We start from the raw sequence: 13,380 nt of genomic DNA, 5'->3' as shown, positions 1-13,380 counted from the left end.
TTTGAATCGATTTTTTCCGGAATCCTTATGCGATCCCTGCCACCTTTTCCCCCTGGGCTGGCCAAGCTGGGCCGGCGTCTGCCGCCTGCCTTGCTGTCGCTGCATTTCACAGCCGGGCTGGCGCTGGCCCAGCGTTGCCGCTGGCTCGAACCACCACCTGAACTGAACGGCCGCCGTTTCGCCATCGATGTCAGCGATCTGGGCCTGCGTTGCCTGTTCCGCTGCCAGGATGGCCAGTTCCGGCCTTATTGGGGAAAGACGGTCGATCTGGAACTGGGCGCTGCGGCCATCGATTTCTTCGGGCTGTTACGCGGCGAGGTCGATGCCGACACCCTGTTCTTTCAACGCCGGCTACGGATCAGCGGTGATACCGAACTGGGTTTGCTGGTCAAGAACTGGCTCGACGCTACCGAACGCCCGGCTTTTCTGCGCAGTAGTCCCTTGTCCTAGGAGCCATCATGAAGCCGCGCGAACGTCGTCCCCTCGTCTATGCCTGCTCGGGCTGCTCCAGCGTGGCGCAGCTCGCCAACGATCTGGCTGTCGAGCTCGATCGGGAAGGCGTGGCGGAAATGTCCTGCATCAGCGGCGTCGGTGGTGGCGTGCCGGCCCTGGTCAAGCTGGCCCGCAGCGGCCGGCCGATTCTGGCGCTCGACGGCTGCGCACTGGCTTGTGTGAAGGCTTGTCTTGGAAATGCCGGGGTGGAGGCGAATGCCCATCTGATCCTCAATCAACTGGGTGCCAAAAAGCGCTACCACAGCGACTGCGGCGAAGAGGAACGTCGGGTGGTCTGGCTGACGGTCAACGAGGCGGCCAGGACGCTGGGCGAGGAGGGGGCAGAGCAAAGGGCGGTGGGGTGAGGCGCGAAGTGTGGAGAGAGGAGGCAGAGGCTTTGGCGGTAATCTGGCTGGAATTTGTCGAATATTTTATTTTTTGGCAAGAATCATCTAAACATCTTGCATTCATTTTGCATGAAAGTTTATTTTTGTGAATTTTAGCCTCCGCTTTACCCTTCGCCTCCACCAACAACCCATCCATCTCCCGCCTTGGCGCCTTTCCATTTAAATCGGCGTCACCGCCAAGCCTGATGGAGTGCTGTACGCCTGTGCTTTGAGGTCCGGCCACGCTGACGCCGAATCGGCTGGCAATGCACTGGCCTCCAGGTCCGCAAAGTTGTGGTCCACGGTCAAAGCATTTCCGGAACACTCAAGGTTGGAGGGTTCGGATACAGCGTGTCAGATCCAGGCCAACCAACGTTGCGGGTGACGCCGAGTGGCAGGGAAATGCACCAGCCGCAGAGTGGCGTAAGGCGTCATGGCCTGGGATGCGCTGTGTACTTGGCTCGATCAGTGAGGAGGCAAGCCATGCTGCGTGAGGTTCTGCCTGGTGCAGCCAGCCGGCTATTCCAGCCATCCGACCGGCTGAGTGAAAGCCAACAGGCCATCGCGTCCCAGAGTGCTGCCATAGCCTGAGGCACCGCTGCCGGCGAAGGGCAGTTCAAAGCGGCTGCCGGGGCGGCGGTTGAAACAGATCATGCCGGCTCGCAGTTGACCGGCCAGCTTGCTGGCGCGTTCGGAATCACCGCTCCAGATGCTGGCGGCCAGATGTTGGCGTACCGCATTGGCAAGCCAGAGTGCTTCGTCTTCATCTGCGGCAATGCTGATGGCGGCAACCGGGCCGAACAGTTCTTCGTCGAATGCCGGCATGCCGGGGCGGACGTCCTGTAATACGGTTGCCGGATAGAAATCGCCACGTCCTCCGGCCGGCTGCCCGCCGATCAGGCAGCGGGCTCCGGCTTCAAGACTGCGATCGACTTGCAGGGCGAGTCGGCTGCGCAGGTCGGCGCGGGCGAGTGGGGCCAGGGTGTCGCCGCAACGATAATGCGCCATGGCGGCGATAAGTGCCTCGATAAAGCGGTCTGCCACCTGGCGCAAGACGATAAAGCGTTTGGCGGCTGTGCAGGCTTGGCCGGCGTTGAGACAGCGGCTTTCTGCGGCAGCCAGGGCGGCGGCTTCGATATCGGCGTCGTCGAGCACCACAAAGGCGTTATTGCCGCCCAATTCCAGTACTGCCGGTTTCAAATGATGACCTGCCAGCGAACCCAGCTGGCGGCCGGTGATTTCACTGCCGGTACACACCAGCATGGCAACGCCAGGCTGGGCCAGCGTCCGCCGTGTCCCCAATTCGTCGAGCCATAGGCATTGGACCAGCCCGGCGGGCAGGGTGTCGCGGCAGATTGATTCCATCAGGGCGCTGGTCTGCGCCACATTATTGGCGGGTTTGATGACTACTGAGTTGCCAGCCGCCAGGGCAGCGGCAAGCGGTCGGCAGATTTGCCAGACCGGGTAATTCCAGGGAGTGACTGCCATGACCACGCCGAGGGGGCGGCGTTGTATCCGGCCGGTCAGATTGTGTTCATCGGCCAGCCAGGTCGGCGCGCGTTCGGCCAGGAAGCGGCACCATTTGGCCGAGCGCTGGATTTCGTCTTCGGCTTCGCTGGCGAGCTTGCCCATTTCACGGCGGCAGCTCTGTGCCAGCGTCGGCTGGGCCATTTCGAGTGCATCGGCCAGCCGGTACAGGGCTTTGCTGCGTTGGACCATGGGCAGGGCGGCCCAGCGCCGGGCCGCCGTATCGGCATTGGCGAGTGCATGGTCGGCTTCGGCAGCCTGCCAGCATGGCCGTTCGGCAAAGATTGCACCGCTGCGCGGGTCGCGTGATACGAAGCCATCCATCGTCCATTGCCCGCCCATCTAGCCTCCACTGCAGCCGCAACCGCCGCTGCTGCCGCAATTGCCGGCCGAACCGCTGTACTGCTCCGGATGGACCGAGAAATCGATCACCACCTGGCCGTCGCTGCGATCAACGTAGTGAACCCGCACCTGTTCGCGATAGCGCTGGGTGATCTGTTGCAGCAGCGGCAGCGGATCGTGATCGTTGACAAAGCGCATGGTTTCGCCGTCGCGCAGCGACTCCAGCGCGCCGAAGATCGCCGCATGGCGGAAGCGCTTGGCCACGCCACGGGCGTCGAAGACAAAGGTCTGTTCGTTGACGATGCCACTCATGATGGACTCCATCGAGAAAAGTTGAAGAGTGACTGGATGCTAGTGCTGGCCTGGTGCCGGCGCCTTGAGCGCCGACAAGTTTTTCGCGCTCAGCCCGGCTGGGCCAAGGTGGCGGGACAGCGGCCGTAGAGCAGGTAATCGATCAACTCGCGCACCGGTCGGATCGCCCGTCCGAACGGCAGCCGGCCGGCGCCCCGGAAGAACAGCCCTTTTTCCACTTCACCGCGCACGGCGGCAGCGAGTTTGAGATCGATACAGAATTGGCCGATACGCGCCAGACCGTCGCGTAAGCCGCATTGGCTCAGGCAGTCCATCTGCTGGGTACAACGGCGCGGATCGGCCTTGGCGCTGGCCTGGAGCTGCGCTTCCCGTTTCAGGTACTGGCGCAGCCAGGGCGTATTGACCGCCCGTGCCGGCAGGCCCGCCACGCTGACGAATTCCACCAGTTCGGCCGGATCGGCCTCGGCCAGGGTCTGTTTGAAACGCGGATGGGCATCCCCCTCGCTGCTGACGGCGAAGGCCGTGCCCAGTTGGACGGCATCGGCGCCGTTGGAGAGCCAGTGCCGCACTTTGTCGTGGCTGTCCACGCCGCCTGCGACCACCAATTTGGGGGCATCCTGCCCCAGTCCCAGTTCGGCAAACAGCGCCTGGCACTCGGCCAGCACCCGGGCGAAATCGAAGCGGCCGTCGCGCAGATCGGCCAGCTTGGCCGCACCCAGATGTCCCCCGGCATGGGCTGGATGCTCGATCACCACTGCATCGGCACGCCGGCCCTTACGCAGCCATTTCTTGAGGACCAGGGCGACGCCGCGTGCGTCGGACAGGATGGGAATCAGCGCCACCTTGGGATAGGCAGCCGTCATCTCGGGCAGATCGAGCGGCAGGCCGGCGCCCATCACGATGGCGTCGGCACCGCTTTCGCAGGCTTGCTGGACCAGGGCCGGATGCTCGCGCACGGCCTTCATGACATTGACGGCGACCAGACCTTGTCCGCCAGCCAGTTGGCGGGCAGCGCGGATTTCCCGGTCAAGGGCGGTCAAATTGGCGGAATCGATGGCGGCGCGATCGCGGCAGCGCCGGGTGGCTTCGAGCAGATCGGGATGGTGATGACGCAGGTCAACGCTGGCAATGGTGCCCACGGCATTCTCGGCAGCCACTGCGCCCGCCAGCCGATGGGCCGATACCCCGACGCCCATGCCGCCTTGCACCACCGGTAATACTTCGCGTCCTGCCAGCTTCAGTAGCTTGAACCACATGTCGCGCGCACCTCCGATTGGGTAGGGGCGCCCAGCCTAAGCGTCACGTCATGGATTTGCCTTGAGACAGGTCAAGCGAATGTGATGGAGCCATCCGATAAAACGCTCGGCAGCGTTACCCGGTCCGGTGATCTGCCGATCGGACCCATCCGCGCTGAGTATTCAGGCGTCCTTCCTGTGCAATCAACCCTGATGGCTTGCCAGAAGCCGTGTGCGATAAGCCGATCGGAGCCTGTCGAGGCTGTTGGAAACGATGTCCGACCCGACTGTGGGATCAAGCAGAGATCTTGCGTGGATTGTGCGTAATAGATTTATTTATTGATACATTTTGATATCTGTCTTGCAGATTATTTGCAGAAATGTTGTTTTTATTGGTGGGCGCACAAAACTCGCCCTCCACTGTCTCCCACCGCCGACCCAAGCACCCCGTCCACCACCGCAACGGGGTGCCGGTCCGACTCAGTCGCCGCCGCCCAGCTTGCCCGGGACGTTGATGATTTGCGGGTCAGGGCTGCTGAAGGATTTCTGGAGCCCGTCCTTGTCGTCGATAAAGCCGAGTTCGATGTCGATCTTGGAGTTCTTGCTGCAATGGTTGTCGAGCCGGATGGCGTTACTGTTCTCCCACAGGCCGCCGATCTGCGAGCCGGCATTCTGGATCGAGATGCCATCGAAGGTGATGTTGTCGCTGGTGGAGTTGGCCAGCAGGTACCACAGGTGGCCGGCTTCGGTGAATTCCACCGTGCCGTTGGGCAAAGAAGTGCCGTTGGGCGTGGTGTAGCTGAACTGATAGGACGGTTTGCCGTGTTGGTCGGTGATGCGCTTGACCGTGACCAGAACGACTTGGGCGGGATGGAGAGGGTTCATAACGATGGCTTTCTCAGTGAGTGGAAATGGCTTGCAGATAAGCCGGGTCGCGGTAGCCGATCTGCGTCAGGCGTTGTCTGGCGCTTACGGCGGGCTGGTCCAGGCAGTGTTGGGCCTGTATCCAGGGATCGAGAATCTGATGGCGGCTGGTCCGTCCGGCTTCGCTGCGCAGCAGCTCGCTGGCTTGCTGGCAGGCGGTGCGGGCAGCCTGGGTCTGGCCTGCGGCGGTTTCGAGTCGGGCCAGCGTCAGCAGGGTGTGGGCAAGTGCTGCCCGGGTGCGGAATTCGGCATTGGCCGCTTGCAAGGCATCGAGCTGTTGCCGGGCTGCCGCGATATACGGTCGGGCATCTTCGACCCGGCCCAGCGCCAGCAAGGCCGCGGCGGTCCGTTGTTGGGAAATGGCCTGGAGCCTGGCCCAATCGGCATTGCGTGGATCGACCCGGGTCAGGCTGGTCAGCTTGGCGGTGGTGGCTTGCAGGGCCGGCAGCAGTTGGGCCGAGGACGTGGAGAAAGCCAGCAGCCGCTGCCGCTCGAGTTCGCCATAGAGCCGGTCGCGTTGCCATAGGCGATTGTCGGGTTCGAGGGCCAGATTGGCGTCGAGCAGCCGGTTGGCGCGGCCGTAGTCGCCCAGCGCCTCGCTGACTTCCCCGAGCGCCGCCTTGAGCCCGGCCGCGTGTTGCAGGGCCAGCGCCAGGCGGTGGCGCCACAGCCCGTCGCCCGGGGACGCCTCATGGAGCGTGTTGAGCACCTGTTGCTGGCGCTGATGCAGTGCCACGGCGCTGTGCAGGTCGCCGTTGGCTTCGCGGGCGGTGGCAAGCCAGGACAGGCTGTCGGCCAGATCGGCCGCCAAGGTCGCATCGTCGGGCTTCCTGGCCCGCGCCCGGGTCTTGAGCGCGACCGAGGTTTCAAATGCCTGCGCGGCGCTGGCGCTGTCGTCGCGCATCAAGGCAAGCGAGCCCAGGCTGTTATAGGCATAGGACTGTTCGATCCAGGCATCGGGGTCCGCCGGGTCGAGCGCACTGAGCCGGTTGCTGTAGTCGCGGTACTGATTGAGCAGCGCTTCAGCCTGTGACCAATGGTTCTGGTCGATCTGAATCTGGGCGAGCCAGAAGGACACGGCGCCCAGATGCTTGAGTGCCGCCGCTGAGCGGGGGTCGGCCGCCAGGCGCTTTTCCAGCAGACCGCGCGCGGCCGTGAAGGCCGACGTGGCCGACACCGGGTCGCCACGTGCCAGATTGACCTCGCCGATCACCAGCAGCGCCTGGGCGCGCTGTAGCTGTGAGGTGGGCGATAGCGGCTCGTCGGAGGAGGCCGACAGGTATTCGAGCGCCTTGGCGCTGACGCTGTCGAGCAAATCGAGCCGGCCCAAGGGGCGCAGCTTGTCGGCGAAGTCGCCGACCATGAAGCCCATCAGGTTTTCCGCCTCGGTCCGGCGCCGTTGGGCCTGCTGTTCGGCCTGGCGGGCGCTGAGGCCCAGAACGGTGGTCAGGATCGACAGAATCAGAATCGTGGCCATTGCCCCGAACCGTAAGCGCTCACGGCGGCGAACCCGGCGCTGCGACGCGGCGATCAGGTCGATTTCCTGATCGGACAGGGTGAGTGCCGGGTGAACGAGCAGGCTGCGCGCCTCGTCGAGTGGCTTGCCGGCAGGCAGCAGCAGATCGGCCGGGCGGCCTTCGGCGATCCAGCGCGTCGTTTGGGCGCTGAGCCGGCTGCGGATCAACAGGGCACTGCGAGGGGTGGCGATCCAGGCCACGGCGCGGGGCCAGCGCCGCAACAGCGCTTCATGGGCGACGCCAAAGCCCGGTTCGCCACCGACTAATTCACTGACGAACAAGCGGTTTTCCACCAGGGCATTGACGAGCCTGCGTGCTGCCTCATCGCGTAATGCCGCCCACGGGGCGCGACGGCTGCTGACATTGCTGTCGTCGACCCAGGCGACCACCAGCGCGAGGACTTCGGGGAGCGCCTCACGCGGAGCCGGATCGAGCGCGGCAATCACCTCTTCGGCCCGTTGCCCGATGGCGCCTTCCATCCCGCCGAGTCGGCGCAGCGTGTCGAAACTCAACTCGCCGTCAGGCTGCCGCTGGCGGTAAAGCTCCTGCAAGGTGTATTGCAGCAGGGGCAGAGCGTCGGGACTGCGTGCCGCTGCCTCGCACAGCACATCATCGAGCCGCGCGCCGCTTTCGCTATCGACGCCGAAACGCAGATCGGCCGCCAGCGCCGGCAAACGGATGATCTGGGCGATTTCCGCATGGCGGGGCGGCGCCAGATCGAAATGGCCGCCGTGGTCCTTGCCCGACAGCAACAGCGGATAGTCGACGATGCGCGGGTAGAAGTCGTTGCGGCAGGCGGCGATCACCAGCACCAGCCCTGAGCGTGCCAGCGTCTCCAGCATGGCGAGGAAAGCGAGCCTTTGCGCCTCATCGAGCCGGGATGCGGTAAACAGCGCTTCCAGTCGATCAATGAATAGTCCCAATCGCGGGCCTGTGCGGGGCGCTGTCCCGTCAAGTCGCCAACGCAGCTCGGTCAGCAGGGCGGTGGGCGTTCTGCTGAGGGTTTCGCCGAGCGCCACGGCGTTGGCGCCAGGGAAGGCGTCTTCGCCGTCAATCTGCCAATCGAGCAGCGCTCCGGCCAGGGCCGTGGCGAGTGTCTGCTCGCCGATGTCGCCAAGGTCGAGCTGGGTGACGCTGGTCAGTAGCGGCGTTTCCTCCCGATCAGCCCGACTCAGGGCCGGCAGGATGCCGGCGCGAATCAGCGAGGTCTTGCCGCTGCCGCTTGGCCCCAGCACCAGTTGGAAAGCACAGTCGCTGGCGGCTTGGACGGCAATGCTGCGCAGCAACCGGCTACAGGCGTCGGCCCGGCCGAAGAAGACTGCGGCATGCGATTCATCGAAGGCTTCCAGGCCACGGAATGGCGAACCGCCCCGCCAGCCACCTTCCTCGGTCGTCACGGCACCATCGCCTGCCACCACCGTTGCGATGGTGCGGTAGCCGCGTTTGCGGATGGTTTCGATATAACGGGGCGCGGTGGCGCTGTCGCCGAGCACGCGGCGCAGTTGGGTGATGGTCTTGTGGACGGGATTGTCGCCGAGCGGATGGCCACCCCAGCATTGCTGTAGCAGCTCTTCGGTGCTGACCACGGCATTGGCGTGGCGGCACAGGGCTACCAGCACATCCATGGCGCGGGGTTCGACCTGGTGTCGTGTCTCTCCCCGGCTCAGGCTGTTGCTGGCGGGATGGACCCGCCAGTCGCCAAAGCGAAAGCTGTCGTTCCTCATATCCTCGGGTCCGCTGCGGCGGTTCTGTTCACGGGCGGCAAAGCCCGCGATAAATAATTTTTCTTTGTTTTTCAGTGCCTTGGTCCTTCGGAAGGTATTCGGAAGGTTGCTCGGCGACTGACTGCATAGAGTCTAGTCCATGCAGTCGGCCCACCGCAGCTTTTTTACCGGTGGCTGGCCGATCGACCTGAAGAACCGACGAGGAGTGAGGAATATGGAAGCTGTGCTGGCAAGGGCAATCGCCCCCTCCACCATCAACTGGGCGCCCCCGCCGGTGGGGGCCGAGGAGACCGATCAGGTGCTGTCGCGTCTGCTGACCAGCGATGCCTTCAGCAAGGCGCCTCGCTTGCGTGGTCTGCTGGGTTTCCTGGTCGAGCGCCTGCGGCGCGATGCCCTGCATGATCTCAACGAATACACCATCGCCATCGAAGCACTCGGCCGTCCCGCCGCCGACTACAGCCCCGGCGAAGACCCGGTGGTGCGGGTACAGATGGGCCGGCTGCGCGACAAGCTCCAGCACTACTACGGCGGCGAAGGTCGCGGTGAGACGCTGCGTCTGGACGTCCCGCGCGGCAGCTACCGCCCCATACTGCGTCGCCATGGCGCGAGCGACCGGGGGTCCGAAGGGCCGACGCTGGGGTTGGCCGAGCTGCTCGCCGTCGGCAGCAACGATGCGGCCTTTGCCCTGGGATTGCATGAAGAGCTGCTCCATCGGCTCTTCCGTCTATTGGACTGCCGTCTGGTCCCTTACCCCGACGGCGGCGGGCGCGAGCCCGATTATCTGCTGACCGGGGGCGTGCGCCGCGATGGTGAACGGGTCCGGGTGTCGATGCGTCTGGTGACGGCCCGTTGCAGCGCGATGCGCTGGTCCGAGCAGTTCGACCGTACCGTCGGCAATGCCATCCTGGCGCAGGAAGAGCTGGCCTTGTCGATCTGTGCCGCAGTGGGCAGGTGCCTGGCCTGGGATGAGTAATAACCGGCTCGCTTTGCCCAAGGTGTCCCAGCGCATCGCCAGAAACATACTCACACTTCGCGTCCAAGGCGGCCCCAAGCCGCCCCCGGACGCCCTGAAAACGCGCGATTTCCGCTGCGTCCACGACTGAACGCCATAGCCCTCTGCACTATTTGGCCCGCGTGGATGCCATCTTGAAGGCGATGAATGAAAGATTGGGTGGGATAAGGGAGGAGGAGCCGGCAGGCTGCTACGTCAGAGAGCATGACTGCCCGGCATAAAGCGGGGGAGCGAATGGCCCGGCCGACATAACGGTCGGGCCATCTTGTGTTTTGAACGTGTCTGGAATCTGGGGATCGTTGTTTGGAACGCTGACTGTCCGGTTATGTTGGCACCCAAGGCGTCCGAGGCGTCCGAGGTGGCGGAGAGAGGGGAGAGGGTAGACGGGACGGAAAGGGTGGTGGAGGTAAGAGAGAGGGGTGAGCGTTGAGAGGGAGTGGGAGGGCTCGAAGAGCGCCTCCCCATAGTTGAATTTATTGGTGATTTTTACTTTCCTCCTCTATATGGCGCTGAGTCTTGCAATGAATTTGCGCAATATTTTCTTTTTAGTTGGATGCCTCAGGCGTGAGGCAGCGTGAATGGCTGGGGCCGGTGTAACCCGGGTTGGGTTCGGCGATCTGGTTGGCGATGGCGTAAGCGGTCAGGGCGATGCGAAAGGTGTGTGCCGGCGTGCCGGGTGGCGGTTCGATGCGCCAGCGGCCAGGGCTGGTGCGTACTGCCAGATAGCCCGGCAGATTCAGCACCTTGCCCTGACGCTGCCGCCCCTGTACCAATGGCGCCAGAATCAGAAAAGAAACCCGGCAGACCCGATCGGCATTCTCAAAACGCAGCGGTTCGGCCACGGTCAGACCACTGCTGGCGATATCCCATTGTCTGGGCTCGATCTTGGCGTAGTTGGCATCCTTGTGGGACACCGGGTAGAACACGGTCAGATCTGCCGCCGCGGCCGTGCCCAGCCACAGGCAGTACAGTGCGGACCACGGCATTTTCTTATTCGACCGTTGGTCGGGCGCGGCACGATGGGTCATGGAAGCCTCGTTTCGGTCGATCCATCCTGTTGATCTGCCATTGGCCACGCCGGCCGTTGGGTCTTCTGATAAAAAACCGGCCCTGCCGCAGATTGGATACGGTAGGGCCGGACCAGGCTTAGAAGTGAGCCAAGTTCTGTTTCTGCGTGGCGCCCGGCCAGACCACCTGGACACCGATCACATTGGCCAACTGGTCGGTCGGGCTGAGCGGCGCATTGATGCCGGCCGGCGACATGGTCACGGTGACGGTCTGGCTTTGCGAGTCATACGAGGTGGTGGAGCGATAGTAGGACTCCGAACCGCCAGCCAGCTTGATGCCGAGGAAGCTGATCCCCCACGAGGCGTCCTGCTTGAAGGTCTCCTGGAAAGCCTGGTAGTTGCTGGTGTGGTAGCGCAGCGTGATCACCGGTTGCTGCGAGATCAGCAGCCGGCCCAGGGCGCCGAAGTTGCCCTTGACGGCGAAGTCGTACATGGGCTTGAGGGTAAAGCGGTAGCCGCTCTCGTCGGAGCGAGGGTTGGCCGCATCGGCGATCGGCAGCGGATACCACCAGCCGGTCAAGCTGTTGATATCAAAGGCGGTGAACTGCGGAGTGATGGCGGTGACACCGTTGAAGGTCAGCTCGATATCGCACTCGGTCAGGCTCGAATCGGCCGAGAACATATTGTAGGAAGCCCCGGCCTGGGCATTGAAGCCGAACAGGAAGCCGAGCCGTCCGCTGCCCGAGGCACCGCCTTGCACGCTGAGCGAGACGGTTTCGGCGTCGAGCTTGCTGGCCTGGAAGCTGGCCGAGAACGAACGGCCGCCTTGCTTGGGCAGCAGTTCATTCTGGATCGCCGCCACGCTTTCCAGCACCCGCATTTCGATTTCGACCTTCTTCTTGCCACTGCTGTCGACGGTCTGCATGAAACCCGGCTTGAGCGTGGTGGCGGTGAAGTTGCGGACTACCTGCTTGATCTGGTTATTGAAGCTGCTGAGCGAGTTCTGGATGCCCGCCACGCTGTCGGTCTTCTGGAGATAGGTCATCAGCGTGCTGACCACCAGATCGCCCCCCACTGGAATATTGGGCAGCAGCGCCATCGGATCGATGCTGTTGCGCAGCTGTTGCAGCGTCAGCCCTTCCGGACCCCATGACAGGATGCCGGCGGTGATGTAGTCGAGCTGCTTGCGCATGGTGTCGGCATCCGGCGGCAGCGCGCCTTCGAGCGAGACCCATTGACGGATCAGGGTGTTGATGATCGGCGCATTGGCCAGAATTGCCTCGTTGAGCTTGGATTCTTCCGCCGAGTCGAGCTGGTACTGGATGACCTGCATCACGTTATACAAGTCGGTATTGAGCAGGCTGCCGTCGGTTTCGGCATAGCCGTCGTTGTTGTAGCGCAGCCGCTTATTGAGCCACTGGAAGGTGGAGGCGTTGAAGTCGGAGCCGTTTTCCCAGAACCAGGGGAAGTCCCCGACCGTGCTTTCGCTGAACGGCAGCAGATTATTGAACTTCAACTGAGCCGCGATCGGTCCGACCGCCTTCTGGATTTCGGTGTAAATGATGTTTTGCAGATCATTGGCCATGGTACTCAAGCTCCTGTGGATGTGAATGGCGTATAAGCGCTTGGCTCGGATCGTCGGACAACACAGAGGCGTCCTGGCGGTCCGGCACCGATTAGGGCGTCGGCAGGGCTAAGTTAGGCGTGCTGGGGGAAGGCGGTAAGTAACGTTACGGTAACGGCTGGGGTAACGGAGGCGGGGAGGATGGGGTGCCGGGAGGCGGCATGGACGGAAATTAAATAATCAGGAAAAATATCTGCAAGATCTGCGTTGAAATTTATAAATAAAATAAAATTTTATGATTAATTGTTAAATCGGCCTCTCATCAATCTCTCCCAACTCAATTCCCCTCCCGCCCCTTGAAATGCTCCCGATAGGCCATCGGGCTGGTACCGACCTGGCGGCGGAAATGGCGGCGGAACGATTCTTCCGAGCCGAAACCGGCTGCGGTGGCGATCAGGGCCATGGGGCGCTCGGTGGTTTCGAGCAGCTCCTTGGCAAGCTCGACCCGTTCGGCGATCAGCCAGGCAAGCGGCGATAAGCCGGTCGAGCGCTGAAACTGGCGCTGTAGCGTTCGGATGCTCATCGCCGCCTGTTCCGCCAGCGAGGCCAGGGTATGCGGCTGGTCGAGCCGGCTGCGGGTCCATTCCATCAGCCGTGACAGTCGGGCCCCTTCGTCACTGGGCAGCGGACGCGCGACAAACTGGGCCTGATCGCCAACCCGATGCGGGGGAATCACCAGTCGCTGCGCCACGGCATTGGCCACCCGGGCACCATGATCGCGTCGCACCAGATGCAGCATCATATCGAGCCCGGCTGCCGAACCTGCCGAGGTAAGCAGCGGGCCTTCGTCGACGTAGAGGGCATTGGCTTGCACCTTGATCCGGGGAAATTGCTCGGCCAACTGCCTTGCATAACGCCAGTGGGTGGTCGCTGAGCGGCCGTCCAACAGACCCGCCGCCGCCAGCACAAAGACGCCGGAGCAGATCGAAGCGAGCCGGGCGCCGCGCTGATGGGCTGCCCGCAGACTGTCCAGCAGCGCTTCGGCTGGCTGCTCCGTCGGGTCGCGCCAGCCGGGAATCACGATGGTATCGGCCTGCGCCAGCAGCTCAGGCGCCCACGGGGCTGCAATCGAGAAGCCACCCAAGGCGCGGATCGGTCCCGGCTCCACCGCGCAGACGGCAAAGCGATACCAGTCAAGGCCGAGCTCAGGCCGCTCCAGCGCAAAGATCTCGACTACGCAGCCCAGCTCGAAGGTACAGAGCCGGTCATAGGCCAATGCCACCACCAGATGATTTTTCATGGCGCAATCTTACTGGACATTGGCTTTTGCGACGGTGT

The 13,380-nt window shown here is 63.3% G+C and carries 11 protein-coding genes; 3 read left to right on the top strand and 8 right to left on the bottom strand.

Features of this window, described 5'->3' with window-relative positions; genetic code table 11:
* Window positions 1–27: 27 nt before the first annotated feature.
* Together ubiT and ACFOW7_RS06665 are read left to right on the top strand one after the other, a co-directional pair.
* Window positions 28–450, top strand: a complete 423-nt coding sequence (gene ubiT, locus ACFOW7_RS06670) for a ubiquinone anaerobic biosynthesis accessory factor UbiT (RefSeq protein ID WP_378162355.1) — start codon at window positions 28–30, stop codon at window positions 448–450.
* An 8-nt stretch (window positions 451–458) separates the two neighbouring features.
* The gene (locus tag ACFOW7_RS06665) at window positions 459–857 is read left to right on the top strand and encodes a putative zinc-binding protein (RefSeq protein ID WP_378162353.1); all 399 of its coding nucleotides are present in this window, start codon (window positions 459–461) and stop codon (window positions 855–857) included.
* Window positions 858–1,397: 540 nt separating this feature from the next.
* Here ACFOW7_RS06665 and ACFOW7_RS06660 read toward each other — a convergent pair.
* The 5 genes from ACFOW7_RS06660 to ACFOW7_RS06640 all read right to left on the bottom strand — a co-directional run bounded on the left by ACFOW7_RS06660 (window position 1,398) and on the right by ACFOW7_RS06640 (window position 8,459).
* The gene (locus ACFOW7_RS06660) at window positions 1,398–2,747 is read right to left on the bottom strand and encodes an aldehyde dehydrogenase family protein (protein WP_378162351.1); all 1,350 of its coding nucleotides are present in this window, start codon (window positions 2,745–2,747) and stop codon (window positions 1,398–1,400) included.
* The gene (locus ACFOW7_RS06655) at window positions 2,748–3,059 is read right to left on the bottom strand and encodes a DUF2249 domain-containing protein (RefSeq protein ID WP_378162349.1); all 312 of its coding nucleotides are present in this window, start codon (window positions 3,057–3,059) and stop codon (window positions 2,748–2,750) included.
* Window positions 3,060–3,148: 89 nt separating this feature from the next.
* Window positions 3,149–4,315, bottom strand: coding sequence for an NAD(P)H-dependent flavin oxidoreductase (locus ACFOW7_RS06650; protein WP_378162346.1), 1,167 nt, complete (start codon window positions 4,313–4,315; stop codon window positions 3,149–3,151).
* 459 nt (window positions 4,316–4,774) lie between these two features.
* Complete coding sequence (locus ACFOW7_RS06645; protein WP_378162344.1) at window positions 4,775–5,179, bottom strand: DP-EP family protein; 405 nt, start codon at window positions 5,177–5,179, stop codon at window positions 4,775–4,777.
* Window positions 5,180–5,192: 13 nt separating this feature from the next.
* A complete protein-coding gene (locus tag ACFOW7_RS06640; protein ID WP_378162342.1) occupies window positions 5,193–8,459 on the bottom strand; it encodes an nSTAND1 domain-containing NTPase in 3,267 nt (1,088 codons plus the stop codon).
* Between the two features lie 214 nt (window positions 8,460–8,673).
* Between ACFOW7_RS06640 and ACFOW7_RS06635 the strand changes: the two genes are divergently transcribed.
* A complete protein-coding gene (locus tag ACFOW7_RS06635) occupies window positions 8,674–9,432 on the top strand; it encodes a hypothetical protein (RefSeq protein WP_378162339.1) in 759 nt (252 codons plus the stop codon).
* A gap of 584 nt (window positions 9,433–10,016) precedes the next feature.
* Here the strand turns inward: ACFOW7_RS06635 and ACFOW7_RS06630 are convergent.
* The 3 genes from ACFOW7_RS06630 to ftrA all read right to left on the bottom strand — a co-directional run bounded on the left by ACFOW7_RS06630 (window position 10,017) and on the right by ftrA (window position 13,342).
* A complete protein-coding gene (locus ACFOW7_RS06630) occupies window positions 10,017–10,499 on the bottom strand; it encodes a hypothetical protein (RefSeq protein WP_378162337.1) in 483 nt (160 codons plus the stop codon).
* Between the two features lie 118 nt (window positions 10,500–10,617).
* Window positions 10,618–12,063, bottom strand: a complete 1,446-nt coding sequence (locus tag ACFOW7_RS06625) for a hypothetical protein (RefSeq protein ID WP_378162335.1) — start codon at window positions 12,061–12,063, stop codon at window positions 10,618–10,620.
* Between the two features lie 316 nt (window positions 12,064–12,379).
* Complete coding sequence (gene ftrA / locus ACFOW7_RS06620) at window positions 12,380–13,342, bottom strand: transcriptional regulator FtrA (RefSeq protein ID WP_378162333.1); 963 nt, start codon at window positions 13,340–13,342, stop codon at window positions 12,380–12,382.
* Window positions 13,343–13,380: the final 38 nt, after the last annotated feature.

Source organism: Chitinimonas lacunae (assembly GCF_042650885.1).
GTDB classification, from domain to species: Bacteria; Pseudomonadota; Gammaproteobacteria; order Burkholderiales; family Chitinimonadaceae; genus Chitinimonas_A; species Chitinimonas_A lacunae.
Note: the sequence above shows the minus strand (reverse complement) of the source record. Positions and strands in the feature narration are given on the sequence as shown.